Here is a 24,927-nt window from a genome sequence, read left to right as displayed (position 1 = left end):
GGGCGCGGGGCGCGCCTGCGTGCTGCGGGCCCCCCCCCCCCCGGGCCCCCCCGGCCGGGCGCCCGCGGCGCGCCCCCGGGCGGGCGGCCCCCCCGCCGCCCGGGGCCCTCAGGAGGACGGTTCGATGCCCGGCACCGCGCGGCCGAGGCGCGGCCAGATCACGGCCGCCGATCCCCAGGTGAGTCCGGCACCGAAGGCGGTGAGCAACACCCGCTCCCCGGCGTGCAGTTCATCGCGTGACGCGGCATCGGCCAGGGCGAGCGGGATGGACGCCGCGCCGGTGTTGCCGACCCGGTCGATGTTCGTCACCCGGCGCGGCCCCGGGATCGGTACGCGCTCCCCGACCGCGGCCAGGATGCGGGCGTTGGCCTGGTGGGCGCAGAAGCGGTCCACGTCCTCGGGCGACCATCCCGCGTGCTTCAGCACGGTCTGCGCGGACCGGGTCATCCGGGTCACGGCGTGCTGGAACACCTCGCCACCCCGCATCCGGAAGTGCCGGTCGCCCGGGCCGTAGGAGTCCGGGTCCGACCTCTCCCGGGCTCCGCCGCCGCGCACCTCGATCAGCTCGTCGCCCGATCCGTCGCTGCCGAGGTCGAAGGCGAGGATGCTCCCGGGCTCCCCGGACAGTCCCCGGCGCAGCACCACGGCCCCGGCGCCGTCGCCGAAGACGATGCCCGCGGAGCGGTCCTCGGGGTCGAGGAGGGTGGAGTACACGTCGGCCGCCACGAGCAGTACCCGGTCGGCGCAGCCGGACAGCAGTGCGCCCGCGCCCGTGGCCAGTCCGTACAGGAATCCGCTGCAGGCCGCGCTCACGTCCCAGGCCGCCGCGCCGCCGAGGCCCAGGCGGGTCGCCAGCTGCGGGGCCATGGCGGGCATCGGCCGGTCGGGGGTGGACGTCGCCACGAGCACGGTGTCCACGGGGGCGCCGCCCGCCACGGCCAGGGCCCGGCGCCCGGCTTCCAGGGCGAGTTCCCCGGTGGACACCCCGGGGCCGGCTCGGCGCCGCTCGCGGATCCCGGCGCGCCGGCGCACCCAGGCGTCGTCGATGCCCCAGGCCGCAGGGAGTCCGGCGTTGGCGACCACACCCGCCGGCACGTAACCGGCGACGCCCTCCAGTACCGCCGCGGGCGGCGCGGGCCGGGTGGCCGAGGATGTCAACGGGTCTTCTGCGCGGGGCAAGGGGGAAGTCACGCACGTCTCTCAGGAGCGGTCTCGTGGGGGAGCGGCACGACTGTAGGCCCCGCCAAGATCACCGTGCGTGCCGACGACGGCAGCACAGATGTGCTGGCCCCGGAGCGTGACGCCGTCCGCGCAGCTCAGGGGCGCGGGGCCGCGGCCGCCGCGCCCTCGGGGTGTCGCCCTAAAGCCTGAATCCGATACGGCGGGACAGGGGTCTGGGGTCTGGGGCTACTGGCCCACCCTGCCGTCGACGCACTCGCGCAGCAGGTCGGCGTGCCCGCTGTGCCGGGCGTACTCCTCGATCCTGTGCACCAGCAGCTCCCGCACCGAGATCGCGTCCTTCCCCAGACGCTCGCTCAGATCCGGGTGCAGCGCCAGCGCGGCGTCGGTCGCCGCCTGTTCGCGTTCCAGGTCGCGGAACGCGGCGTCGACCACGGCCTGTTCGGCGACCGCTCCGTGGAAGTCCGCGTCCTTCGCTCCGTACAGCTTCGGCAGGGGCTCGCCGTCGTGGATCCAGTTGCTCCAGTCCCGTTCCACCTCCGCGAGGTGGCGGACCAGGCCGAGCAGCGACATCGTCGACGGCGGGACGGAACGCCGGGCCAGTTGCTCCGCGTCCAGCCCCTCGCACTTCATGCGCAAGGTCAAGCGGTAGCCCTCCAGGAAGTCCTGCAGGGTCGCGAGCTCGCCCTCCAGCACGGTGGACCCGTCCTTGTTGCGGGGATCCGTGTCCGGGTCGGCCCACATGTCGGGGTAGACGGTCGCCTGGGTCCATCGCGCGGGTCGGTCGTCACTCATGCGGTCCATACTCGTCCGCCGGGGACCGGCTCGCCAGTGAGTTCTCGACGGCGGTCCGCGAGGCCGCCCGGCCCGGATCCCCGCTCCCGACGGTGCGGGCGCGGAGATCCGGGGCGGACACCGCCGACCTCCTTCCCGCCGTGCGCCGAAGCGACCCGAAGCGCGGGCCCGGCGAAGCGGTGGAGGCGGAGGGGCTGCTGGCGGGGTGTCAGGAGACGGTGAGGAACCGGGCCGTGCTGGGCACGCCCTGGGCGTCGAGGGCGAAGAGCATGTACGTGCCGGGCAGGACCACTCCGGTGTCGGCGGGTACGGACACCGTGTAGGTGCCGCTTCCCGTGCTGGTGGATACCAGCGGGACCCGCCTCTGGTCGTTGTCGACCGAGTGGGTCGCGGCCGCGGCCCGCATCAGGACGAAGGACGCCACCGGGGTCTGGGTGGTCACCGTCAGCTCCGTGTCGGGGGCCGTCCTGGCGGGCACTCCCCCGGTGATGACCGGACGCGGCTTCGGCGATCCGTCCGCGTTGAGCAGGTACGGCGGTGTGAAGACGGACCCGTCGGCGTGGTTGGTGGCGCAGTCGCCGCACAGCCCTCCGCCGCCGGAGAAGATGCGCCCGTCCGGCAGCAGGTTGGCCACGCTGTGGTAGTTGCGCGGTACGGCCATGCTGGCGAGCGGGGTGAACGTGCCGGTCGAGGGGTCCCACAGCTCGGGGGTCAGGACGGAGGTCGCGTCGCTGAACGGCACCGGATAGGCCTGTCCGCCGAAGACGGCCACCTTGCCGTCGGGCAGGACGACGCTGTTGCTGAAGGCGCGGGCGTACTCCATGTCACCCGTGCGGGCCGCCTGGACCTGGCTGCCGTCGATGCTCACGGTGTAGGCGCGCCGGGTGGCGGGGGTCCTCTCGTAGGCGGGCGAACCGCCCAGGGTGAGCAGTTTGCCGATGTCGTAGGAGACCGCGTTGCCGGTCATGGCGTCCTGGCTGTCGGCGCGGGTACCGGCGGCGGTGATGCCGCCCTCGCCGGTGGTGGAGATCCAGTTCATCTGCTTGCTCGGCCCCAGTTGCAGTACCTTGCCGCCCGAGGTGGCGTGCAGCCACATGTGGTTGTCGGCGCGGTAGGGCCCTGCCGGGTCGGCCGTCAGCGCCGGGGCGGCGGCGACGCCCGGGAGCCGGCGCCACGTACGGGTGTCCGGTGACCAGGCCTCGCCCCCCTTGTCTCCCTCCTGTCCGCTCCAGGATCCGCCCAGGACGAAGGCCTCGCCGGTGGAGAGCAGCGTCATCGCCTGGTAGCCGCGGGCGATGTTCATGCTGGTGGTGGCGGACCAGTCGTCGGTGGCCGGGTCGTAGATGCTCGCCTTCTCCGCGTTGCTGCCCCCGGTGACCAGCACCCTGCCGTCGGCCAGCATGGCGATGCCGGGACAGAACATGTCGTGTCCGGTGTTGTCGATGCGGCGCTGCGTGACCTTGCCGGCCTTCAGGTCCAGGATCGCGGTCTGGGTGTATCCGTTGCTGCCGCCGAAGCGGTCGACCGCGTACGCGGACCAGGCCAGCAGTTTGTCGCCCGGCAGGACGGCGGTGGCCACGGGGACCAGCGGGAAGCCGGTGATCCGGTCCCAGGTCCCGTGGACGGCCGGGGCGGCCGGTCCGCTCAGGCGTATCTCGGCCGCGGAGGTCCACGGGCCGCGGCCGCCGGCCTCGGTGGTGACGGTCAGACGTATGAAGCGGGCGTTCTCGCCGCGGGTGAAGGTGGCGGTCTTGACGGTGTCGTCGTCCCGCCAGGTGCCCGTGGCGACCGGTGCGCCGAAGGTGGTGCCGTCGGTGCTGGTGGTGACGGTGTACGCGCCCGCCCGGCCGTTGGGCCCGTTGGTGCGCGGTACGTAGACGAGGGCGGAGACGACGCTCGTGCGGTGCATGTCGATCGTGAGGGTGTGCGGCAGCGGGGCCGGAGTGCCGGACCACCTGCTGTGCCACAGGGTGGCGGAGTCGCCGTCGAGCACGTTGGACGCGCGGCCGTTCTCGGCGGCGGTCTCCTCGTCGCTCGCCGTGGCCGTCCATCCGGTCCGCGGCAGGTCGACGGTGGCTGACGGGGTGCCGGGGTCACCCAGCAGGTTGATCTCGGCGGCCGAGGTCCAGGGGCCTCGGCCGCCGGCCTCGGTGAGCGCCGTCAGCCGGACGAACCGGGCGCCCTGCGGGGCGAACCCGAGCGTCTTGGTCCCGGCGTCGTCCGCGAGCGTGCCGGTGGCGACCGGGTTCGTCCAGTTCTGTCCGTCCGCGCTGACGCCGATGGTGTACTCGCCCGCCCGCCCGTTGGGCCCGTTGGTGCGCGGTACGTAGACGAGGGCGGAGACGACGCTCGTGCGGTGCATGTCGATCGTGAGGGTGTGCGGCAGCGGGGCCGGTGTCCCGGACCACCTGCTGTGCCACAGGGTGGCGGTGCTGCCGTCGAGGACGTTGGCCGCCTGGCCGTTCTCGGCGGCGGTCTCCTCGTCGCTCGCCGTGGCCGTCCATCCGGTCCGGTCGAGTACCGCGGCCATGGGTTCCATGGCGTTCGCGGGCACGATGCCGTGGTGTGGTGACTGCGCGGCCGTCTGCTGGTCGAACGCCGCGGGGGCGGGGCGCGGATCGGGGGCGCGGCCGGCGGCCGCCGAGCTCGCGACGCCCAGCCACGGGGTGGACGCGATCAGCAGCGATCCGAGGGCCAAGCCGATGAGCCGGTGCGGCCGGCGTAACGCGCGGGGTGGGGCGAGGGAGCGCCTGGACAACGTTCTGACCTCCTGGGGCGAACGGGCATGCCCCAGGGAAGATAGATCAGACCGCACCAACTCACCTGTAATTGAGGAGAGTTGGCTTTAAAACGCGAGGAGCGCCGAGCCGGGTCCGGCCGCGGCGGCGGTCAGGGCCGCCTCATGCCCCGCCGAGGACGGCGATGATCTCGTCGGTGCTGGCGACCTTGCCGATGCGGGGGAAGATCTTGCCGAAGGTGTGGGCGTGGGACTCCGGGTCGGTGTCGGCGGTGGCGTCCTCGGCGAAGACCAGTCGGTAGCTGTTCTCCCAGGCGGTGCGGGCGGTGGACTCGACGCCGACGCTGGTGGAGATGCCGGCCAGGACGATGCGGTGGATGCCGCGGCGGCGGAGCTGGAGGTCGAGCTCGGTGCCGGTGAAGGCCCCCCAGTGCCGCTTGGTGACGATGACGTCGGCGAGGGCCGCGAGCTCCGGCGGGATCTCGGAGAACGCGGCGGGCGGTGCGGAGGCCGGGCCGGGGCGGTCGACTTCGAGCGTGGGCAGGTCCCCGCCGTCGGGCGACCAGGCGACCTTGACCAGGACCACCGGCAGCTTGCGGGCGCGGAAGGCCTCGGCGAGCGCGATGCCCTTCTCGAGGACTTCACCGGAGGGCCGGGTGGTGGGCAGGGCCAGGATGCCGTTCTGGAGGTCGATCAGGACCAGAGCGGTGTCGTCATCGAGGGTCAGGCCGGTCATGGGCGTCTCTTCCTACTCGGTTCAGGGGGTCCCGGGCTCCGGGGGCCGGCCGCATACCGGCTCTCAGCTCGTGGACATCGGATCTCGGACATCAGGCCTCGGAGGCCGGCCCTCAGACTTCGGCACTCGGGCCTTGGCCCTCAGGCTTCGCCGAGGCGTCGCAGCAGGGGGATCGCCTCCGCCACCGTCCGCCGTTCCGCCGGTGTGAGGCGGTCGGCCATCAGGCCGGCGAGGCGTCCGTGGCCAGCCTCCTTGCGCTCGCGCACGAAGCGGCGGCCCCGTTCGGTCAGGGCGATCACCTTCCGGCGGCCGTCGGTGGGATGCGCGGTGCGCTCGACGTAGCCGGAGACCTGAAGGCCGCTCACCGTGGCGTTCAGCGACTGGGGGCGGATCTTCTCCGCCTGGGCCAGGGCCGTCACCGTGGCGGGACCCTCGCGGTCGAGACGCTTGAGGACCGAGATCTGCGAGAGGGTCACCCCGCTGCCCGCGGAAGCCATCCGCATGTCCCTGAGCAACAGGCCCAGTGCCAGCTGGAGTTCCTCGGCGACGCCCTGTATCTGCCGGTCCACTGCCATGGCACGACAGTAGCGAACACCCAGGAAGACTGCCAAGTTAGCCTTGGTATTTTCCAGGGATGCCGGCCCGGGCCGATGGTCAGCGGTCGACGGAACTTTCACAGACGGCCGGCTTCCCGGGTGCGGGCGAGGTGCCCTCGGCGAGGAGCGTGCGGCCGTCGAGGAAGATCTTGCAGGTGGCCACCGACCCCTTGGCGGGAGTGACGCTCACCTTGGCCTTCTTGCCGTCGACGATCATCACCTCCTGCCGCCACGTACCGGACAGACCGTCTTCGCTGTGCTGCCGCAGGCCGGTTTCCTGCCAGGGGTAGCGGCCCTCGGTGTCCTGGTACGCGGCGGTGTACGTGCCGGATCCGGTCGCCCCCGCCGTATAGGTGATCGACCAGGCCTTGCCCAGGCCTCCGCCGAAGCTGCCCGCCGCGATGACCAGGAGCACTCCTATTCCCCCCACCAGCAGGGGCACCACACAGCACGTCGTACTCCGCGCACTCATCACACCGCTCCGTCCGGCCACCCACGGCGGGCGGCCACGGATTCCATCCAAGCGGAGCGAAAGGTGTGAACCGTCCGCTTTCAGGTGGAACATCACATGCCCCGCAAGTCGTACACCGTCAGACGAAAGACCCATCGAGCGGCGTACAGCCGGAGACCACGGCCCACCCGGCGCAGGGCGCACCCGACACCGATAGTTCGAATTTGAACGGTATGGTGTGGCCACACACTCCGCCAGACCACCCTCGATGCAACGGGAGCCCCGCCACATGTCCGTCCGCCGCCTGAACCACGCCGTGCTCTGGATCCGGGAGATCGACCGGTCCGTCGCGTTCTACACCGACGTCTTCGGGTTCCAGGTCGACCACCTGATCCCCGGTCGCGCCGCCTTCCTCAGTGCCCCGGGCAGCCTCAACGACCACGACCTCGGGCTGTTCGCCATCGGCGCCGACGCGCCCGGCCCCGAGCAGGGCCGGGTCGGCCTGTACCACCTGGCCTGGGAGGTCGGCACGCTCGGCGAGCTGGAGGAACTGGGCCGGAAGATCACCGAGCGCGGCGCGATGGTCGGCGCGACGGACCACCTGGTCTCGAAGTCCTTCTACGCCAAGGACCCCGACGGCAACGAGTTCGAGCTGATGTGGCGGGTCCCCCGGGAGGACTGGCCCGCCGCGGACTCCGGCCTGCGCTCCGGCCCGCTCGACCTGCCCGCGGCGATCGCGCGCTGGGGCACGGAGCTGGCGACGGGTTCGGCGGCGGGTTCCGCCAGCTGAGACCGGCCCTCCGCACACACCCCTGCGCACCACCGCCTCGGCCTCCTCGCCGACGGCGGTCTTCCGGCGGCCCGTCTCCAGTGCCGTGGAAGGGGAGGTGACGGCACACCCCGGGTGAACTGGATCTCCAGGTCCGCTCTAGGAGTAGCTGACAGTTTGTCAGCCGTCCCCACCCCACTCCACCAGAGGAGAACGCCATGCCCACCCTGGCCCCCGAACGTGACGCCGAGCTCGGCGCGCCGCTGAGCGACGACCTCTTCGACCTCGACGTGCGCATCGAGGTCACCACCACGGGTCCCGAAGCCGGCTGGCACAGCATCGGTTGCAGCCTCACCTGCAGTTCCTGCATCCAGAGCACCTGCTACTGCTGAGCCTGGAGGCCGGCGGCCCAGCGCCGCCGGTCCCGCGCCTCTTCGTACCGTCCCGGCACGCCGCGGTTTCCGCCGGCCGGGGTTCCCGTCGGCCGCGCCGCCCGCTCCGCGCCGCCCGCTCGTCCGCGCCGCCCGCTCGTCCGCGGCCACCCGTCGCCGCCCGCCCGCCCGTCGCCGCCCGCCGTCGGCGCGACTCGCCACCAACGTCTGGGGACCGGTCCCGATGCCGCCGAAGCCCTCGCAGCGCACGTACTTCCGCGCCGTGCCCGTCGCCCTGTTGCGCGCGCCCGCTCGCGGCTACCTCCGGGAGCCGGTCCGGGCCTCCGCGGACGGGCCGCCCTGCCGTCGCGGCGCCTGCGAGCAGATCCTGCGCACCGCGGCGGGCGACGCACCGTTCATGGAGGCCCTGCACGTGGCCAGCTCGTCGCTGGCCCGGCTGGTCGAGTCGAGCACCGAGCCCGGAGGGCTCGCCCCGCGCACCGACGCCCAGCTGCGCAAGGCCGCGGTGTCCGTGGTCCGGTACGAGGCCAGGATGCGCTCCCGGTCCACCCCGTTCGGACTGTTCGCGGGGGTCGCCCCCGTGCGCATGGGCACTTCGGCGAAGGTGTCCTGGCCGGAACCCGCGTCCAGCCGCACCCGCGTGGACCTCGACTGGCTGTCCCGGCTGATCCGCGCGCTCGAACAGGACCCCGCCCTGGTGCCGCACCTCACCGTGCACGCGCACACCGGGGTGTTCGCGCGCGGCGGCCGGCTCGTCATGGCCACGCCCTCCAACCCCGGCACCGGCTCGGGTGACGCGGCCCGCAGCGAGGTGTCCGTCCGCATCACCCCGGTGGTCACTGCCGCCCTCGCACTGGCCTCGGACGGCATCCGTGCGGGCGAGGCGATCGCCACCCTCGAACGACGGTTCCCCGGCGCCCCGGCCGGCGCCGTCGCCGGACTCCTCGCCACGCTGATCCGCCAGGAGTTCCTCGTCACGGACCTGCGGCCGGTCCTCGACGGCAGCGACCCGCTGAACCGGCTGATCGGCGTGCTCACCGCCGCGCGGGAGCACGCGGACGCGGACGCGGGCACGACCACGGGCACGGGCACGGGGGCGAGCGCGCCCGCTCCGCTCCCGGTCCTGACGGAACTGCGGGAGGCCGCCGCGGCCCGGGACCGGTTCGACGCGGCCGCACCCGGAGCGCGGCGCGCCGCGCTGGCGGAGCTCGAGGCCTGCCTGCGCCGGCTCGGTCCGGTGCGGGAGGGCGACCGGCTCGTCCACGTCGACCTGGCCCTCGGCGCCGACGTACGGCTGCCGCAGTCCGTGGCCGACGAGGCCGCCCGGGCCATGGACGTGCTGTGGCGGCTCTCGCCGCCGGGACCGGGCATGCCTGCGCTGCGCGCCTACCACCGGGACTTCGTCGAGCGCTACGGCACCGACCGGATCGTTCCGATCCTCGAGGTGCTGGACGACACGACCGGCCTCGGAGCCCCCGCGGGCTACGAGTGGCCGGCCTCCTCCCGCTCCGAGGAGCCGCACGCTCCGGTGGAACGGGCTCGTGACCTGCTGCTCGGCCGGCTGGCCGCCGCGGCCGTCCGGGACGGGGCCCGCGAGGTGGTGCTCGACGAGGCGCTGGTGGAGCGGCTCGTGACCGGGGAGCCCGATCCCGCGCGCCTGCCGAGGTCCGCCGAGCTGTTCTGCACCCTGGTCGCGGACTCCGAAGGCGCGCTCGACCGGGGGGACTTCCTGCTCGTCACCGGGCCGGGCCCGGGACCCGTCGAAGCCGGGGCGACGTTCGGCCGGTTCGCGGGACTGGCGGGCGGTGTCACCGAGGAGGTGACGGCCGCGGTGCACCGGGAGACTCCGAACGCCGCACACCTCACGGTGGCCTTCCAGCCGCGTACGACCCGGGCGCTGAACCTCGCGAACAGCCCGCGCGGCGCCGTGCACCAGGTATCCATCGGGCTGCCGCCGGATCCGGCGGCGACGGCCGTCCGGCTGGAGGAGATCGGCGTCGCGGGGAACACCGACCACCTCTACGCGGTCCACCTGCCCACCGGCCTGCGGCTGCTCCCCCACACCTCGCACGCCCTCGACCTGCGCGGCCAGGCGCCGAACGCGGCCCGGCTCCTGCTGGAGCTCGGCCGGGACGCGACCCGCATGTGCACCCCCTGGGACTGGGGCCCGGTCAAGAGCGCGCCGTTCCAGCCGCGCGTCCGCCACGGCCGCGCCGTCCTCTTCCCCGCGACCTGGCGCCTCGACGAGCTGCGGGAGCACACCTCGCGCGGACCGGACGCGTGGTCGCGTGCGGTCGACGACTGGCGGGCGCGGTGGCGGGTCCCGCGGCGGATCGTGCTGAGCCGGCTCGATCACCGGCTGCACCTCGACCTGTGCGACGACTGGCACCTGGAGGTGCTCCGGGACGCGCTCGCCAAGGACGCGGACCTGCTCGCCCTGGAGGTTCCGGGGGGCGAGGACCGCCCCGACGGCTGGTTGCGGGACCAGGAGGGCGCGCCCCGGGCGGCCGAGCTGGCCCTGGCCTTCGTCACCGACGAAGGCCCCGCGACGCCGTTCGCGCGCGCACACGTGCCCGCGCCGGCGCGCGAGGGGGCGGCGCGGACCGCGGAGGTGGGCGGCGAGTGGCTGTACGCCAAGCTCTACCTCGCCGAACGGCACGTACCGGCCTTCCTCTGCGAGCGGCTCACCCCGTTCCTGGCCGGGCTGCCCGCCGAGTGCCGCGAGCTCGTGGACCGGTGGTTCTTCATCCGCTACCGCGACCGGGAGGACCACATCCGCCTGCGTTTCCACGGGCCCGCCGGGCCCCTGTGGGAACGGCTGTTGCCCGCCCTGCGCGCGGCGGTCCGGCAGTGGACCGCCGAGGGCCTGGTCGGGGGGTGCGTCCTCGACGCGTACGAGCCCGAGTGGGAGCGGTACGGCGGCCCCGACGCCCAGGCGGCCGCCGAGCGGTTCTTCGCCGCCGACAGCCGCGCGGCGCTCGCCCTGCTGCGGGCCGCACGCAGCCAGGAGGCCGGCGGGCCGCGCTGGGACCCGGAGACCCTCGCCGCGATGTCGATGGCCTCGATCGCCCGGGCGGTGGGGCCGCCGCCCGCCCACCTCGACGTCGTGGGCCGGTACGGGCACGAGCCGGCCGCCGCCTGGCTCGCCGGGGGCGAGCCCGTCCGTGAACTCCCGGACGGGTTCCGGGCCGACCGGGCCCGGTGGCTCCGGCTGATCGACCCGGCCGGCGGCTGGCCCGCGCTCGCGCACAGCGCGGCCGGCCGGGAGGTGCTCGCCGCGCTGACGGAACAGGCGGCCCTGCTGGGCGAGTACCGCGAGCTCCTCGACCGGCTCGCCGCCTCCGGCGAGAGCTGGTCGCCCCTGCCGCGCGTGGTCGGGGGCCTCCTGCACATGACCTGCAACCGCCTGCTCGGCCCCGACCGGGACGCCGAACGGCGGGCCTACGCCATCGCCCGCGCCTGCACGACGGGCAACGCAGACCGAAGGAGGCACCAATCGTGACCACGGCCACCGGTCCGCTCGGGCCGGCCGTCGAGTCGACCGTCCGGTCCGCCGTCGCGCGGGTGGCGGACGCGCTCGCCGACCCCGCGCTGCTGCTCCGGCACTCCGGCGAGCGCCAGGCCGCGGTATCGCTCGAGGGCAGCGCGGGCGCCGCGCTCTTCCTCGCGGAACTCGCCGGACGCGAACCGGACCGGCTGCCGGCCGCCCACGCCCAGCTCGCGGTGGCCGCCCGGGCCCTGGCCGGGACCGCCACGGCCGGGCTGTACCACGGGCCCGCCTCCGTGCTGGCCGCGGCGCAGGCCTGCGCACGGCGCGGCGGGCACTATCCACGACTGCGCCACCAGCTGACGGAACACGTCGCGGGCGAGCAGCTGGCCCGCATCGCCGCCGTACCGTCCGGCGCGGGGGTGTCCTGGTCGGCGTACGACGTCATCGGCGGCGCCACCGGCACCGGCCGGCTGCTGCTCGGCGCGGTGACCGAGGGGGACCCGACCGAGCGGGCCGCGGCCGAACCGGCGCTGCGGGCCACCCTCGCCCACCTCACCGCCCTGTCCCGGCCCGTGACGGTCGACGGGCACCGGGTGCCCGGCTGGTGGGTGCCGGGCGGGCTCCAGCCGACCGCCGCCGACCGGGAGGTGTTCCCCCGCGGGGACTTCAACGTCGGTCTCGCCCACGGCATCGCGGGCCCGCTGGCACTGCTCGTCCTGGCCGCGGAAGCCGGGGTGAGCGTGGACGGCCAGCTCGCGGCCGTCCACCGGATCGGCCGCTGGCTCGCCGACCGGGCCGACCACGACACGGCCGGGCCCTACTGGGAACCGCGGCTGCCCTTCGACGACGAGCTCGTACGCGGCGGGGGCGGCGGGACGGCGCCCTCCGGCTACGCGGCCGCCGCCTCGGGCGGTGCCTGGTGCTACGGGGCGGCGGGCATCGCGAACGCCCTGGTCCGGGCGGCGCGTCTGACCGGCGAGGCGGACTGGCTGCGGCTCGGCCTCGACAGTGCCCGCGCGCTGCTGCGCCGGCCCGGCACGGACCACCATCTGAAGGGCCCCACCGTCTGCCACGGCCGGGCCGGTTTCCTGCAGAGCCTGTGGCGGCTGGGCCGGCTGACCGGCGACCGGGAACTGCTCGACCGCGCCGCGCCCCTGGCCCACGGGCTGTCCGTCCTGGCGGACGGGGAAGCCCCCTTCGGCTTCCGTCATCTGGCCCCCGCCCGGCCCGACCAGGGGTGGGACCGGTCGCAGCCGCTGCGCGCCGAGGACAACGGCGGGCTCCTCGAGGGTGCCGCGGGCGTCGCGGCGGCGCTCCTCTCGGTGCTGCCGGACGCTCCTGGGGACGGCCCGTACTGGGACCGCGTCCTGCTCCTGTCCTGAACCCGCCACCCGGCACCGTACGAGGAGAACCACCCATGAGTTCCGTGCCCGCCCCGGAAGCCGTCTCCGAGCCCGCCCCCGGGCCCGGCTCGCGATCCACCGCCGAAACCGCTCCCGGGCCCGCCTCCGGACCGCGTACGGCACGCGCCCCCCTGGACCTGCCCCGGGGGCAGCTCCTGATGGTGGGCACGGGCGCCTTCGACGTGGTGAAGATGCCGAGCTGGGTGATGTGGCTGCGGGTGACCTGCGGCTGGTCGGTACGGGTCTGCCTGACGGCGTCCGCCGATCTCCTGGTGTCCCGGCGGGCCGTGGCCGCCGCGGCGCAGGCGCCGGTCAGCGGGCCCGAGTGGGACACCGAGCAGGGGCGGGTGCCGCACCAGGAACTGGCCGAGTGGGCCGACCTGGTCCTCGTCCTGCCCGCCACCGTGAACTTCATCGGGAAGTGCGCGGCGGGCATCGCCGACGATCTCGCCCTGACCACGGTCATGAACACCGCGGCGCCCGTCGTGATCGGCCCGTCGGTCCCGGCCACCGCGCTCCGCCGCCCGGCGGTCCGGCGGAACCTGCGCACCTTGCGGGAGGACGGCTTCTTCGTGGTGCCTCCCTTGGCGGGCACCTCCGTCCACGAGGGCCGGACCACCGAGGGCTGGGGCAGCGAGCTGGGGCCCGCGCTGGAGTACGCGGCGAAGGCGCTCGCCCAGGGCGGGCCGGCCTGAGGCGTCCGGGGCGCGGGCGGCAACGCGGCTGCCTTATCGTCATGGTGATGTGCCCGAGTCGCCGGCAAGGACGCCCTGGTCTCCTTCGCGAACGCCTATCGCGACTACGCCCTCGAGCATCCGGGCCGCTTCGCCGCGGCCGCGTACCGCCTCGATCCGGAGGCGGCGGCCGCCGGCGCCGGCGTGCGGCACGCCCGGATGATGCGGGCGGTCCTGCGCGGATACGACCTGCCCGAACCGCACGAGACGCACGCGGTACGCCTTCTGGGGAGCGTCTTCAGCGGCTACGTCGGCCTGGAGGGCGCGGGTGGATTCAGCCACAGCGCCCCCGACTCGCAGGAGAGCTGGACCGAGATCCTCACCGCACTGGACTCCCTGCTGCGCAGCTGGCCGACCGGCTCCTGACGGACCTCTCCCCGGCCGACGACCCGCCCGCACCGCCGCCCCTCCCCACCGGGAAGACCGAGAAGGCCGAGGAAACGAACATGCTGCCCGACTGGACCACCACCCCCGTCACCGCCGGCCTGCTGCGCGGCGCACTCGACCTGGAGCACACCGAACGCGGCGCACTGCCCCACCGGCTGCCGGCGCGCGCCCGGCAGCAGATCCCCGACGTCCAGCTGGCCATGGCCCAGGCGCAGCCCTCCGGCGTGCGGCTGGTCTTCCGTACCCGCGCCACCGCCGTCGAACTGGACGTCGTGGCCACCAAGCGGGTCTACGCCGGAGCACCGCCGCGCCCCGACGGGGTGTACGAGCTGCTCGTCGACGGGGAGCTCGCGGGCCGGGCCACGGTGAGCCATGGGGACACGCTCACCATCGACATGGCGTCCGGGACCTCGCAGACCCGCACCGGACCGGTGGAGACCCTGCGGTTCACCGGCCTGTCCGGCGAGGAGAAGGACGTCGAGATCTGGCTGCCGCACGACGAGACCACCCGGCTGGTCTCCCTGCGCACCGATGCCCCCGTCCACACCCCGCCGCCGAGCGGCCGCAAGGTCTGGCTGCACCACGGCAGTTCGATCAGCCACGGCTCCAACGCGGCGGGCCCGACCGGGACCTGGCCCGCGGTGGCCGCCGCCTCGGGTGGCGTGGAGCTGATCAACCTGGGCTTCGGCGGCAGCGCCCTGCTCGACCCGTTCACCGCCCGCGCCATGCGCGACACCCCCGCCGACCTGATCAGCCTCAAGATCGGCATCAACCTGGTCAACACCGACGCGATGCGGCTGCGCGCGTTCGGCCCGGCCCTCCACGGCTTCCTCGACACCCTCCGCGACGGACACCCGACCGCCCCGCTGCTGGTCGTCTCGCCGATCCACTGCCCCATCCACGAGAACACCCCGGGCCCCTGCGTCCCGGATCTCCGCGCGATGGGCGAGGGCCGGCTGCGGTTCGTGGCCACCGGCGATCCGGCACAGACCGCCGCGGGGAAACTGACCCTCACGGTGATCCGGGACGAGCTGGCCCGCATCGTCCGGCAGCGCGCCGCCACCGACCCGAACCTGCACTACCTCGACGGCCTCGAGCTCTACGGCGAGGCCGACCACGACGAACTGCCGCTCCCGGACGCCCTGCACCCGGACCCCGCCACCCACCGCCGCATCGGCGAACGCTTCGCCCGCCTCGCGTTCGCCGCCGGGGGCCCGTTCACCGCCCGGACCGCCGGCTGACCGTGCGCCACGGTCACAGGGCAGACGCCGACTTCCACGCGGGGAGGAGCCGGTCGGCGGTGGCGGGGGCCTGGCCGAGGCCCGCCCGGAAGGCAGGTTCCCAGCGCGCGCGGTCCTGCAGGTCGGCGCCGAAGGCCCGTATCGCGTCCGCATCGGGCCCGACCGTCACCACCGTCCGCGCCCCGACGGCCAGCAGCTGCTGTTCGAGCTGCTCGCGGGGGAACAGGTGGGCCATCGGCTCGATGACGACCAGCGTGCCGGCTCCGGCCGCGAGGTCCGCGTTCGCTCCCGCGCGCAGGGCGCCGTCCATGTACCGCCGCCCCTGGACGCCGACGGGCGGTTCCGCCCCCGGAAAGGCACTGCTCGCGGCGACCGCGTGGACCAGGGGGACGCCGCTCGTGCGGTCCCACACCACGGGCTCGCCCGTGGCCGCGTCCACCGCGGTGATCAGGAGCGGCTGGTCCGGCCACGCGGCCGCCCCGATCAGGGCGCCGCGCCCCGCGAGCAGTGCCTGTTCGGCGGCGGGGTCGGAGGCCGCGTGGTCGAGCGCGATCCGGCCGACGCGGCGCCGGGCCTCCGCCGGTTCCAGCCCGGCGTCACCGAGCACCGCGAACACCGCACCCATCACGGCGGGGTCCGCCCCGCGCCTCGGAGCCTCCGGGACCGCCGGATCCGCCGGAACCGCCGGAACCGGCTTGCGTGCCGGGGCGGCGAGCTCGTCGAGGTCCTGGCCCGTGGTCAGCAGCGCCCCGACGATCGCACCGGCCGAGGTCCCGACGGTCAGTTCGGCTTCGCCGAGATCCACCCCGGCGCGACGCAGTCCGGCGGCCAGCCCGGCCATCCATGCCGTGCCGAGGACACCTCCCGGGCCCAGTACGAGTGCCCGGTCCGACGCGGCCGCGGTATCGAGGCTCATGGGGTCGTCTCCTGTCGTCAGGTTGATGATCAACGTGGAGGCCACGGTAGGACCTCAACCGGACTTCAGGTCAAGATGGTGGGGCCCGACCACGTACGCAGGGAACAGGAAAGATGACCCGACCGCCCGAAAACGGTACGAAGGCCCTCGTGACCGAACCGATCAAGGCCGCGACCGTCCGCGTCTTCATGGCGCTCGCCCCGCCCGACGACGCGAAGGGGGAGCTCGAGCGGGAGCTGCGGCCCGCCTACGACGCGTACCCGTGCATGCGGTGGAACCGCAGAGAGGACTGGCACATCACCCTGGCGTTCCTCGGCGAGCTCCCGGTGGCGGCCGTCCCGCTCCTGCGGCAGCCGCTCGCGGACCTCGCGGCGGCCCGCAAACCCCTGCACCTGGCGCTGCGCGGCGGCGGGCACTTCGACGACCGGGTGCTGTGGACCGGTATCGACGGCGACCTCGAAGGGCTGCACCTGCTCGCCACCGAGGTGCGCACGGTGGCCAGACAGTGCGGCATCGCCTTCGAGGAACGGCCGCTGCGCCCCCATCTGACGCTGGCCCGCTCGCGCCGGAACGATTCCGCCTCCGTGCTGGAGGCCGCCGCCGGGCTCGCCGCGTTCGCCGGCCGCACCTGGCCCGCCGAGCGCCTCCATCTGGTCGGCAGCAACTTCGGCCGCGGCCCGGAACCGATCCGCTACCGCGACATCGACGCGTGGCGCTTCGCCGACGGGACGGGCGGCGAGGCCCGGCCGTGAGCGGGAGGGCATGCTGGGCGGATGGACATCATTGATCTCGAGCCCGGCGATCCCCGGCTCGGCACCGAGGTGCTGCCCGTACTGCGGGAACTGCGCCCCCATCTGACGGAGGAGCTGTTCCACGACGTCTACGCCGAGGGGCACGGGCAGGGGCTCCGCTTCACCGCCGCCTACGCCGACGGCCGCTGCGCGGGCGTGGCCGGCTGGCGGGTCGTCGTCAACACCAGCAACCTGCGCATGCTGTACGTGGACGATCTGGTGGTCGCGGACAGCACCCGCTCCGCGGGCGTGGGCCGCCGGCTGGTGGCCCACCTGGAGGAGCGGGCACGAGCGGCCGGCTGCCAGTGGCTGGACCTGGACTCGGGCACGCACCGCACGGACGCACACCGCTTCTACCTCCGTGAGCGCATGGACATCGTGGCCTTCCACTTCGCCAAACAGCTCACCTGAGCCCCGGCCTCCCACCCGGTAGCCGTCCGCCGAAGCGGCCCCTTCAGATGAGGCGGTCGTCGAGAGCGGCTGATCCCGGGAGGCGGACGCCGAGGAACCCGCAGAGGGAGGTGCGCAGTTCGGGCTCGTCCTCAGCTGCCACCGCCCGGTCGACGGCGGGCAGGTCGACGCCCAGGACGATCCCGAAGCCCAGGCCGGCGGCCTGCGCCGCGAGGTGCAGGTACTGGGCGGCGGCCCCCGCCTCGGCGTGCGCGACGCGGTAGGCGTGCGGGCCGCGCGCGGCGATGTCGGGTGCGGGGTGCCAGACGAAGGCGATGACCGCTCCGGCCTGGGACACGGCGTAGTTCTTCAGCGCGTAGTCGTGTTGGGACAGCCGGGGGGTAGATCCCACGGCGACCAGGGCGTGCTCGTCGGGCTCGTAGCGGTAGGCGCCCGGCGCGATGCCCTCGATCCGCTGCGCGATCACCCGTATCGCGGTCAGTGGAGGCTCCCCGGCCGCCGGGGCCGCCGTCGCGGCGCAGCGCAGGACGGCGGCCAGTTCACCCGCGGCCAGCCGGCCGAGGGGGTCGAGGCGGCCCGCCGTGGAACGGCGCCGGGTCAGCAGCTCGGACAGGGGGGCCGCGGGAAGCGCGGTGTCCGGCAGTCGCAGGATCCCCGTCGAGGGCCTCGGTGCCCGCGGGCGTCCGGCCGACGGAACCCGCGGCGGCCCGGTCCGGCCGCCGGCCGTGGCGCGGCGCATCGCGCTCAGCACGGGGAACTCCTTGACCCGCCGGGACCTCTCCCAGGGCTTCGGGAGGACCGGCCCGGCCGCGGGCGCGGCGGCCCGCGCGGGCCGGCGTTCGGCGGGGTCCCACTCCAAGGGCAGGACGGCGTAGGCGGATTCCCGGTCGGGATCGAGCCCGAGGACCGCGTTGACGGCGGACTCGTCGAAGCGCAGCACCGGGCGGCCGACGCGGCCGGCGGCCTGCTGGGTCAGCTGCCAGGACCCCAGGAAGGCGCCGATGTCGTGCGTGGCGAGGTGGTAGGCGAAGCCGCCGTACTTGAAGGCGGTCTTCCAGGGGCGCAGCGCGCAGATCAGGTAGCCACCGGTGGGCCGGGGCGCGTCGGCGTCGGCGTCGGCGTCGGCGTCGAAAGCAGGGGGCAGCGCCGCGTGGACGGCGGCGCACACGTCGCCGGTGGTGAGGCGCTCCAGGGTGTGCCGGCCGCTCGCGTAGTGCAACAGCCCCGGTGGGACCGGCAGTCCGGGGGCGGCCGCCCAGTACAGCTCCCAGGGGTAGTTCGCCCCGCCCGAGGGTGTGCCCCGGCGCCACGGGGCGCCGGGCAGCCGGCCGCGCTGGAGCGCGTCGCCGTTCCAGTCGATCTGCCAGGAACGGGACAGGAGTCCGGTGGTCGCCTGGAGCGCGGAGGCGAGGCTCCTGAGGGTGAGGCCCGGGGCGCTGCCGTGCCCGCCCAGCCCTCCGTGCCCACCCTGCCCGGCGTGCCCGCCCTGCCCGGCGCCGGCCGTCGGGTGCGCCAAGGCGTCCGCGAGGCTGCCGCCGAGGTCCGCCGCCGACGCGGGCGCGAGGTGGATCTCGGGGGCGCCGGGGTGGACGGTGTGGGTGGAGGGCCGGTCGGACCAGTCGGGCGCGAGGTCCTCGTCGTCCATGCTCCGCCGGAAGCGCTCACGGACCGCTTCTATGTAGTCCAGGACCGTGGCGGACTCCGCGCCGTCCTCACCGGTTGTCATGGTGCCTCGCACTCTCTCGCGGTCTCTCCCGGGTCGGTTCGGACCTGGTCCCGTTCCCGGGACGCGTCCACGAGCAGGACGCGGCCCACGAGGACGACCGGTTCACCGGCCGGTGTGCGGGGCAGGCCGGCGGGCGCGAGCCTCACGAGCAGCACGTCCCGGCCGGGAGGGACGAGGCCGAGGAGGTCGCGGAGGTCGGCCGGGCCGGGCCGCGTCCGCGGATCCGCGAGCGCGGCCGGGGCGGTGGGGCCGGGCGGGGCCATGAGCTCGGGCGGGGCAGTGACGTCGGGCTGGGCCGTGGCGTCGGCCGCGGCAGTGACGTCGGCCGCGGCCGCCAGGTCGGCCTTGGCCCGCGGTACCTCCGGGTCCGGGAGCTCGGCGAGCACCATCGGGCGGCCCGGGGGCGCCGGCCAGTCCGGTGGGCAGACCACGTGGTGGGATCCGCCCGGTCCCTGGTCCGCCGCTTCGGGATGCGCGGCGAGGCCGGACAGTTCGCGCAGTGCGGTGGCGGTCGCCGCGCGTCGGGTCGGCCCCGCGGCGGCGACCTGGAGGGGCCGCGCGCCGTCCGGGGCCTCGTGGCGTGCCAGGACCACCTGGAAGCCGTGGGCGGTCAACGGCGGGAGCGCCCCCAGGGTGAGGACTCCCGTGCCCAGCAGGGCCCGCGCCAGGGGCGTGTGCGGGGTGTCGATGTCCGAGGCCCCGACCGGTCCCGGGACGCACCGGCCGTCGAGCCACTCCCGCAGCCGCTCGTCGAGGAGCGCGGAGGCGAGTGCGGCCCCGACGACCTCCCGTACGGTGGCGCCGGCACCGATCCCCACACCGGCGCCCGCTCCGGCGTCCGTCCCGCCGTCCTCCGGGAGCGCCCGGTCCAGCGGGACCCACACCAGCGCGTCGTCCCTCAGCCGCAGGGCCTCGGTCCATGCCGTGGCGAGAGCCGGTGGTCCCGGCGCCTCCCCGACCGGCTCCGCCCCGGCGGCCCGCAACTGCGCCCGCGTGGCGTGCCGTACGCGCAGGGGTGCGGGAGCGCGGTACGCGGCCCGGCGCAGGGCGTGTTCCACCGCGCGGGCCCGGGCCTCCTGCGAGCTGGCGACGTCGAAGCCGTGGCTCCGGGGTCCCACGACCGCACCGGTGCGGATCCGGCCGGACCGTACGGGTGCCTGCGGCAGGGTGTCGTCGTCGAACGCGCGCAGGATGCCGGTGGCCGGAGCGAGCACGGACCCGTAGCGCGCCAGGCGTTCAGCAGGGGATCCGGGGAGGTCGAGTCCGCCCTCCCGGAACTCCTTGAGGCGGTTCTCCTCCGGGTGTCCGCAGACCGGGCAGTCCGCTCGCCGCGGCAGGATCTCGCGCCACGTCTCCAGCGTGTCGGTGCGCTGTACGACGACCGCCCCCACGAGGTCCGGTTCGACGACGCCGGCCAGGTGTTTGAACAGGTCCATGGCGAGTTCGGAGGCGACGGCGTCCGCGAGCAGGGGACTCAGCGCGGTCCGGCCACCGGCGCTCCGGTACCGCATGCGGTCCGTCGTCATCTCCCCGTCGCGCAGGACGAGGGCCGCGAGCGACTCCTCGGCGTGGTCGGCCAGTTGGAGCCGCAGGCACTGCGGGCAGGCGGCGGTGGCCCCCGGGCCGGGTGCGGCGGCCAGGGGACCCTTGACGACGAGGTCTCCGTGGGCGCGCGCGGTGAGGAAGGCCGCGCCCGTGCGCCGGGCGAGTCCGGCCAGGGGGCCCAGCAGGGCGCCGGGTACCCCGTCGGGGGTGGCGACGACCGCGGTGGGCCGCCAGGCCGTGAGGGCGTCCTGCCAGCCGTCCGTCCAGGTGGCCGCCAGCCGTTCCACGCGCGTGAACTCCCGCGTGGGGGCGGGTGCTCGGCCGTCCTCCTCCTCGTCCGCGCCGGGCGCGGGGGCGCCGTCCAGGAACGCGAGGTGTCCGACGCCGTTGCGCGCGAGGGTCCGTAGGGCGCTCCACGCGCTGCCGTGCCCGCCGAGGACCGCGACCCGGGAGTCGCGCACCCGGCGCAGGGCCGCCCGGGGCGTACGGGTGTGGTGGGCGAAGTAGGCGAGCTGTTCGGCGAAGCGCTCCTGCTCGGCGGCGCCGAGCAGGCCGTCCGGTTCGTCGTCGAGGGTGCGGACGAAGTCCCTGTCGGCGAGGCTCCGTACCAGCGTCGCCACGACGCGGGCGCGCTCTTCGGGGAGGTCCCGGCACAGTTCCCGCAGCGTCGCCCCACCGGCGAGGGCCCGGGCCAGGCGGCTCAACAGGGCGTAGGCCCACGGGCCCTTGATGAAGAAGTCCCCCGCCCCGCTCCGCAGGAACACCCCGTCCTCGGATTCCACGAAGACGGAGTCCTGCCTCAACAGGACACGCGTGTCCGGACCCGGTCCCTCCCGGCTGCTCTTCGGCTCCACGTGGCCCTCCCCCGCACCCGGACAACCCCCACGCGCAGGAGGGTAACGCGATCGGGGCGGCGGGCGGCGGCGGGTTCGCCGTACTCGTCTCCCGCCGCGCCGCCGGTGACCTCGGCACGGGAGGGGCGGTCGGTAAGGTGATCCGGACAGCGCGTCCGCGGACGGGCGCGCGGCCCGGGGCGGTTCAGGGGGTGTGCCCCACCGAGCGAAGGAGGGGGTCCGACGGTGGGACGGCTCTGGGACAGGTACATGGGCACGGTGCGGCGGGACGGCGGTGCCACGGCGCTCCCCGCCCCGGAACTCCGCGCCGCGCTGCTCGCGTTGAACAACACAAATGTGCCCTTCGGTGTGCGCGACGCGGCGGGCGAGACCGGCGGTGTGCGAGCCGATCTGCTGGCGCACTGGCGGGTCCTGGAGCCCGCCACGGGCTCGGGGACGGGCCGCCGCCAGGTGGAGCGGACCTTCAGGATCTGGATGCGCCTGCACCCTGAGGAGCGCGAGGTACGGGCCGTGGACGAGCAGTGGGCGGTGACCCGGGCCGGGGGGCCGCCCGGGCGCACGGTGCGGCGCGAACACGGTCGCGGCCCGATCCGCCACGTGCAGAAGGAGTGGACGTACGAGCGGGGGCCCGACGGGCGCCGCCGCAGAGTGGAGACTTTCCGCCTGGACACCCGTGACCTGAAGGACCCGTTGCGTCATACCGTCGTGGACGCCGGGTGGACGTGGCGGGGAACGCGGACATGACGTCCGTGGTGCTGGCGCTCTACGAAGGAGCCATGCTGTTCGAGGCCGTCGGAGCCTTCGAGGTGTTCGGCGTCGATCGCGAACTGACGGACCCCTGGTACGACTTCAAGGTCTGCGGCCCGCAGCACGGCCTGCTCGGCGGGTGGCTGCGCATCGACACCCCCCACGGGCTCGACGCCCTGGAGGAGGCGGACACCGTCATCGTCCCCTCCTGTGACGACGTCGAGGCCGATCCCCCGGCCGACCTGGTGGACGCGGTCCGCGCGGCCCACGAACGCGGTGCGCGGATCATGTCGCTGTGCACCGGGGCGTTCGTGCTGGCCGCCGCGGGCGTGCTGGACGGCCGCCGCGCCACCACGCACTGGGCGCACGCCGCCGCGCTCGCGGCCCGCTACCCGGAGGTCCGGGTCGATCCGGACGTCCTCTACGTCGACGAGGGCTCCGTGCTGACCTCGGCCGGCAAGGCGGCCGGCATGGACCTGTGCCTGCACGTCGTCACCGTCGACCACGGCGCGGCGGTCGCCAACGCGCTGGCCCGCACCCTCGTGGTCCCTCCGCACCGTGCGGGCGGCCAGGCCCAGTTCGCCGCGGTTCCGGCGGCCGCCGCCGACGCCGGACACGCGTTCGCCGACCTGCTGCACTGGGTGAACGAACGGCTGCACGAGCCGCTGACCGTGTCCGACCTGGCGCGCCGGGCGAACATGAGCACCCGCCATCTGACCCGGCGCTTCACCTCCACCACCGGCGTCACCCCGCTGCGATGGCTGCACACCCAGCGCATCAACCGGGCGCGCGAACTCCTCGAGACCACCGACCACGGCATCGAGCACATCGCCACCCGCACGGGCATGGGCACCGCCGCGACCCTGCGCCGGCACTTCCACCGCGCCCTCGGTGTGCCCCCGGACGCCTACCGGCGCACGTTCCGCAGCGCCCGGGGCACGCCTGCGGCCACCTGACGCCCGCGCGCGGCCCGCGCCCGTTCCGGGGCCCCGCGCGTCACCCCGCGTTCACCCGGTCCTGCCGGCCGTCCCGCGGCGGGCGCGCGCCCTCGGCGGCGGCCTCCGGCCGGCGGCCCGCGAACACGAGGATCAGTCCGGTGGTCACCACCAGCGAGGCCAGCCCGCCGCCCCACAACACGACCCGCACGCCCCAGTGTTCGGCCAGCCAGCCGCAGAGCAGGATGCCGACGGGGGTCGATCCCTGGAAGATGAGGGAGTACAGCGCCATCACCCGGCCGCGGTAGAGCGGGTCGCTCCCCAGCTGGATCCGGTGGTTGGCGGCCTGGGCGAAGTAGCCGGCGGCGAATCCGGTGGCGGCCAGCAGGAGGAGGGTCATGAGGTAGCCGGTCACCAGACCGGCGGCGGTCTCCACCGCGGCGAAGCCGATGGCCGATCCGAGGACCAGGCGCTGGGAGGGCCGGCCGCTGCGCACGGAGGTGGCGAAGGCGGAGGCCAGCGAACCGACCGCGAGCGCGGTGGTCAGCATCCCGAACGAGGCCGACCCGGAGTGGAACACCGTCTTGGCCAGCAGGGGCAGGACGAGCTGGAAGTTGAAGGCCAGCATGCCGATGCACGCGACCAGGATCAGCGGGAGGACGAGGTCCGGGCGGCCGGCGAGGTAGCGCAGACCGTCGGACACCTTGGCGTCCTGCGGCCGGGTCTCGGCGCGCACCAGTTCCTCGGGGCGCATGCGCAGCAGCGCGAAGACCGTGGCCAGATAGCTGACGGCGTTGAGCAGCACCACGGACACCACGCCGAACTGGCTGATCGCCACGCCCGCGATCGCCGGTCCGATGATGCGGGCCAGGTTGAAGTACGCGGCGCTCATGGCGGAGGCGTTCGGCAGCAGGTCGGGACCGACCATCTCGCTCACGAACGACATGCGGGTCGGGGTCTCGACGGCGGTGACGGCGCCGAGGGCGAAGGCGAAGACGTAGACGTGCCACAGCCGCTCGGCGCCGGAGAGCAGCAGGATGCCCAGCAGCAGGGCCAGTACGCCGGCCGCGACGTTGGTCAGGACGAGGAGGCGCCGCTTGTCGAGGCGGTCGGCGAGCCGCCCCGCGTAGAGGGTGAGCAGCAGGACCGGGGTGAACTGCAGCGCGGTGACGACGCCGAGCGTCTGCGCCGAGTCCCCGGACATCGACAGGACCAGCCAGTCCTGGGCGATGAACATCATCCAGCCGCAGGTGACGGAGAGCACCTGCCCGACAGTGAAATAGCGGAAATTACGGACGGACAGGGACCGCAAGGAATGTCTCACCATGAGACCTTCTCGCCTACCGCAGTCGAGCCCGGCTCAATCGGGCGACGGCACGCGGCGCGGACCGGTGAGGAGGAGCGGCCGGGTGGGCCGCGGCCCGCGGCATCCGCCGCGGGCGTCGTGGCGGCGTCCGCGCCGCCAGGACCGCACACGGGCGGGTCCGGTCGTGGCGGTCCGTGCCGTGAGGTCCTCCCACGTGCCGGGCCGGGGTTCAGCAGGCGCAGGAGATGCCCGAGCGCGGAGCGGTCAGGTCGTCGACCGGGCGCTGGTCCGTACCCTGAGCGGTCTCGAAGGCGAAGCCCTCGCGCACCCAGTACTCGAAGCCGCCGATCATCTCCTTGACCGGGTATCCCAGGCGGGCGAAGGCGAGCGCCGCGCGCGTCGCGCCGTTGCAGCCGGGGCCCCAGCAGTACGTCACCACCGTCACCGAGGGGTCGATCAGCTGCGGCGCGAGCTCGGCGATCCGCGCCGTCGGGATGTGCACCGCACCGGGGAGGTGCCCCTGGGCCCAGGCCGCGTCGCTCCGGGAGTCCACGACGACCACGCCCGGGACACCCGCCAGCAGGTCCGCCCGGACGTCCGAGACGTCCGCCTCGAAGGCGAGGCGCGCCGCGTAGTGGGCGCCCGCGTCCGCGGGAGCGGCGGCGGGCACCGACAGGACGGCGGACGTGGCGGGGGTGAGAACAGTGCGGGACATCGAGGTGACTCCTTGGGTGGACGGGGCGGGGCCGACCGCCGGCCGGGGCGGTCCCCCGTGGCGATGACTCG

At 74.8% G+C, this 24,927-nt stretch carries 21 protein-coding genes and 1 pseudogene; 11 read left to right on the top strand and 11 right to left on the bottom strand.

Translation table 11 applies throughout. From position 1 onward, the window contains the following. Positions 1 to 108: 108 nt before the first annotated feature. The 6 genes from ACWF9Z_RS01660 to ACWF9Z_RS01635 form a co-directional block, all read right to left on the bottom strand. Entirely contained in the window at positions 109 to 1,158 is a 1,050-nt protein-coding gene (locus ACWF9Z_RS01660) for a beta-ketoacyl-ACP synthase 3 (protein ID WP_453596324.1), read from the bottom strand. Positions 1,159 to 1,407: 249 nt separating this feature from the next. After that, positions 1,408 to 1,974, bottom strand: coding sequence for a DinB family protein (locus ACWF9Z_RS01655; protein ID WP_453596322.1), 567 nt, complete (start codon positions 1,972 to 1,974; stop codon positions 1,408 to 1,410). Positions 1,975 to 2,182: 208 nt separating this feature from the next. Continuing rightward, positions 2,183 to 4,732 carry a discoidin domain-containing protein gene (locus ACWF9Z_RS01650; protein WP_453596320.1) on the bottom strand — a complete coding sequence of 850 codons (2,550 nt, stop codon included), beginning with the start codon at positions 4,730 to 4,732 and terminating at the stop codon, positions 2,183 to 2,185. 142 nt (positions 4,733 to 4,874) lie between these two features. Continuing rightward, complete coding sequence (locus tag ACWF9Z_RS01645) at positions 4,875 to 5,447, bottom strand: hydrolase (protein ID WP_453596318.1); 573 nt, start codon at positions 5,445 to 5,447, stop codon at positions 4,875 to 4,877. Between the two features lie 140 nt (positions 5,448 to 5,587). Beyond that, the gene (locus ACWF9Z_RS01640) at positions 5,588 to 6,022 is read right to left on the bottom strand and encodes a MarR family transcriptional regulator (protein ID WP_453596316.1); all 435 of its coding nucleotides are present in this window, start codon (positions 6,020 to 6,022) and stop codon (positions 5,588 to 5,590) included. A 79-nt stretch (positions 6,023 to 6,101) separates the two neighbouring features. After that, the gene (locus ACWF9Z_RS01635) at positions 6,102 to 6,515 is read right to left on the bottom strand and encodes a hypothetical protein (protein ID WP_453596314.1); all 414 of its coding nucleotides are present in this window, start codon (positions 6,513 to 6,515) and stop codon (positions 6,102 to 6,104) included. A gap of 268 nt (positions 6,516 to 6,783) precedes the next feature. Between ACWF9Z_RS01635 and ACWF9Z_RS01630 the strand changes: the two genes are divergently transcribed. From ACWF9Z_RS01630 to ACWF9Z_RS01600, 7 genes and pseudogenes are all read left to right on the top strand, one after another. Continuing rightward, positions 6,784 to 7,284 carry a VOC family protein gene (locus tag ACWF9Z_RS01630; RefSeq protein WP_453596312.1) on the top strand — a complete coding sequence of 167 codons (501 nt, stop codon included), beginning with the start codon at positions 6,784 to 6,786 and terminating at the stop codon, positions 7,282 to 7,284. A 197-nt stretch (positions 7,285 to 7,481) separates the two neighbouring features. Further along, positions 7,482 to 7,655, top strand: a complete 174-nt coding sequence (locus tag ACWF9Z_RS01625; RefSeq protein ID WP_356660238.1) for a hypothetical protein — start codon at positions 7,482 to 7,484, stop codon at positions 7,653 to 7,655. A 223-nt stretch (positions 7,656 to 7,878) separates the two neighbouring features. Beyond that, the gene (locus ACWF9Z_RS01620; protein WP_453596310.1) at positions 7,879 to 11,157 is read left to right on the top strand and encodes a lantibiotic dehydratase; all 3,279 of its coding nucleotides are present in this window, start codon (positions 7,879 to 7,881) and stop codon (positions 11,155 to 11,157) included. Beyond that, positions 11,154 to 12,527, top strand: a complete 1,374-nt coding sequence (locus ACWF9Z_RS01615) for a lanthionine synthetase C family protein (RefSeq protein ID WP_453596308.1) — start codon at positions 11,154 to 11,156, stop codon at positions 12,525 to 12,527. Before ACWF9Z_RS01620 ends, ACWF9Z_RS01615 begins: the two co-directional genes overlap by 4 nt. A gap of 35 nt (positions 12,528 to 12,562) precedes the next feature. Continuing rightward, positions 12,563 to 13,243 carry a flavoprotein gene (locus ACWF9Z_RS01610; RefSeq protein ID WP_453596306.1) on the top strand — a complete coding sequence of 227 codons (681 nt, stop codon included), beginning with the start codon at positions 12,563 to 12,565 and terminating at the stop codon, positions 13,241 to 13,243. Positions 13,244 to 13,303: 60 nt separating this feature from the next. Continuing rightward, positions 13,304 to 13,648: pseudogene (locus tag ACWF9Z_RS01605) on the top strand (TetR-like C-terminal domain-containing protein); the annotation flags it as partial. An 80-nt stretch (positions 13,649 to 13,728) separates the two neighbouring features. Continuing rightward, the gene (locus ACWF9Z_RS01600) at positions 13,729 to 14,910 is read left to right on the top strand and encodes a GDSL-type esterase/lipase family protein (RefSeq protein ID WP_453596304.1); all 1,182 of its coding nucleotides are present in this window, start codon (positions 13,729 to 13,731) and stop codon (positions 14,908 to 14,910) included. 13 nt (positions 14,911 to 14,923) lie between these two features. Here ACWF9Z_RS01600 and ACWF9Z_RS01595 read toward each other — a convergent pair whose 3' ends face one another. Beyond that, positions 14,924 to 15,826 (bottom strand): patatin-like phospholipase family protein, encoded by a 903-nt coding sequence (locus ACWF9Z_RS01595; protein WP_453596302.1) that lies wholly within the window; start codon positions 15,824 to 15,826, stop codon positions 14,924 to 14,926. A 113-nt stretch (positions 15,827 to 15,939) separates the two neighbouring features. On the opposite strand from ACWF9Z_RS01595, the gene thpR reads away from it, so the two are divergent. Together thpR and ACWF9Z_RS01585 are read left to right on the top strand one after the other, a co-directional pair. Beyond that, a complete protein-coding gene (gene thpR, locus ACWF9Z_RS01590; RefSeq protein ID WP_453596300.1) occupies positions 15,940 to 16,578 on the top strand; it encodes an RNA 2',3'-cyclic phosphodiesterase in 639 nt (212 codons plus the stop codon). 21 nt (positions 16,579 to 16,599) lie between these two features. After that, positions 16,600 to 17,028, top strand: coding sequence for a GNAT family N-acetyltransferase (locus ACWF9Z_RS01585; protein WP_453596298.1), 429 nt, complete (start codon positions 16,600 to 16,602; stop codon positions 17,026 to 17,028). A 43-nt stretch (positions 17,029 to 17,071) separates the two neighbouring features. On the opposite strand, the gene ACWF9Z_RS01580 is transcribed toward ACWF9Z_RS01585, so the two are convergent. Beyond that, positions 17,072 to 18,754: a nitroreductase family protein gene (locus ACWF9Z_RS01580; RefSeq protein ID WP_453596296.1), complete on the bottom strand. Its 1,683-nt coding sequence runs from the start codon at positions 18,752 to 18,754 to the stop codon at positions 17,072 to 17,074. Beyond that, the gene (locus ACWF9Z_RS01575; protein WP_453596294.1) at positions 18,751 to 21,153 is read right to left on the bottom strand and encodes a TOMM precursor leader peptide-binding protein; all 2,403 of its coding nucleotides are present in this window, start codon (positions 21,151 to 21,153) and stop codon (positions 18,751 to 18,753) included. The genes ACWF9Z_RS01580 and ACWF9Z_RS01575 overlap by 4 nt, the downstream gene beginning before the upstream one ends. 225 nt (positions 21,154 to 21,378) lie before the next feature. Here ACWF9Z_RS01575 and ACWF9Z_RS01570 point away from each other — a divergent pair, with 225 nt between their 5' ends. Together ACWF9Z_RS01570 and ACWF9Z_RS01565 are read left to right on the top strand one after the other, a co-directional pair. Then, positions 21,379 to 21,897 (top strand): hypothetical protein, encoded by a 519-nt coding sequence (locus ACWF9Z_RS01570; RefSeq protein WP_453596292.1) that lies wholly within the window; start codon positions 21,379 to 21,381, stop codon positions 21,895 to 21,897. Beyond that, on the top strand, positions 21,894 to 22,856 hold the full coding sequence (locus tag ACWF9Z_RS01565) for a helix-turn-helix domain-containing protein (RefSeq protein WP_453596290.1): 963 nt from the start codon (positions 21,894 to 21,896) through the stop codon (positions 22,854 to 22,856). The genes ACWF9Z_RS01570 and ACWF9Z_RS01565 overlap by 4 nt, the downstream gene beginning before the upstream one ends. Positions 22,857 to 22,896: 40 nt before the next feature. Here ACWF9Z_RS01565 and ACWF9Z_RS01560 read toward each other — a convergent pair whose 3' ends face one another. Beyond that, positions 22,897 to 24,162, bottom strand: coding sequence for an MFS transporter (locus ACWF9Z_RS01560; protein WP_453596288.1), 1,266 nt, complete (start codon positions 24,160 to 24,162; stop codon positions 22,897 to 22,899). Positions 24,163 to 24,370: 208 nt separating this feature from the next. Continuing rightward, positions 24,371 to 24,856: a rhodanese-like domain-containing protein gene (locus tag ACWF9Z_RS01555; protein WP_453596286.1), complete on the bottom strand. Its 486-nt coding sequence runs from the start codon at positions 24,854 to 24,856 to the stop codon at positions 24,371 to 24,373. Positions 24,857 to 24,927 lie beyond the last annotated feature (71 nt).

It is taken from the genome of Streptomyces sp. NPDC054961 (genome assembly GCF_053609145.1).
The sequence above is the reverse complement of the archived record's forward strand: the minus strand, read 5'-3'. Positions and strand labels throughout refer to the sequence as shown.

Excerpts from the sequence above, each read along its gene's own strand:
- ACWF9Z_RS01555 (WP_453596286.1), bottom strand. The coding sequence starts at position 24,856 with ATGTCCCGCACTGTTCTCACCCCCGCCACGTCCGCCGTCCTGTCGGTG.
- ACWF9Z_RS01625 (WP_356660238.1), top strand. The coding sequence starts at position 7,482 with ATGCCCACCCTGGCCCCCGAACGTGACGCCGAGCTCGGCGCGCCGCTG.
- ACWF9Z_RS01580 (WP_453596296.1), bottom strand. The coding sequence starts at position 18,754 with ATGACAACCGGTGAGGACGGCGCGGAGTCCGCCACGGTCCTGGACTAC.
- thpR (WP_453596300.1), top strand. The coding sequence starts at position 15,940 with ATGACCCGACCGCCCGAAAACGGTACGAAGGCCCTCGTGACCGAACCG.
- ACWF9Z_RS01600 (WP_453596304.1), top strand. The coding sequence starts at position 13,729 with ATGCTGCCCGACTGGACCACCACCCCCGTCACCGCCGGCCTGCTGCGC.
- ACWF9Z_RS01655 (WP_453596322.1), bottom strand. The coding sequence starts at position 1,974 with ATGAGTGACGACCGACCCGCGCGATGGACCCAGGCGACCGTCTACCCC.
- ACWF9Z_RS01585 (WP_453596298.1), top strand. The coding sequence starts at position 16,600 with ATGGACATCATTGATCTCGAGCCCGGCGATCCCCGGCTCGGCACCGAG.
- ACWF9Z_RS01560 (WP_453596288.1), bottom strand. The coding sequence starts at position 24,162 with ATGGTGAGACATTCCTTGCGGTCCCTGTCCGTCCGTAATTTCCGCTAT.
- ACWF9Z_RS01630 (WP_453596312.1), top strand. The coding sequence starts at position 6,784 with ATGTCCGTCCGCCGCCTGAACCACGCCGTGCTCTGGATCCGGGAGATC.
- ACWF9Z_RS01610 (WP_453596306.1), top strand. The coding sequence starts at position 12,563 with ATGAGTTCCGTGCCCGCCCCGGAAGCCGTCTCCGAGCCCGCCCCCGGG.
- ACWF9Z_RS01635 (WP_453596314.1), bottom strand. The coding sequence starts at position 6,515 with ATGAGTGCGCGGAGTACGACGTGCTGTGTGGTGCCCCTGCTGGTGGGG.
- ACWF9Z_RS01595 (WP_453596302.1), bottom strand. The coding sequence starts at position 15,826 with ATGAGCCTCGATACCGCGGCCGCGTCGGACCGGGCACTCGTACTGGGC.
- ACWF9Z_RS01645 (WP_453596318.1), bottom strand. The coding sequence starts at position 5,447 with ATGACCGGCCTGACCCTCGATGACGACACCGCTCTGGTCCTGATCGAC.
- ACWF9Z_RS01620 (WP_453596310.1), top strand. The coding sequence starts at position 7,879 with ATGCCGCCGAAGCCCTCGCAGCGCACGTACTTCCGCGCCGTGCCCGTC.
- ACWF9Z_RS01640 (WP_453596316.1), bottom strand. The coding sequence starts at position 6,022 with ATGGCAGTGGACCGGCAGATACAGGGCGTCGCCGAGGAACTCCAGCTG.
- ACWF9Z_RS01565 (WP_453596290.1), top strand. The coding sequence starts at position 21,894 with ATGACGTCCGTGGTGCTGGCGCTCTACGAAGGAGCCATGCTGTTCGAG.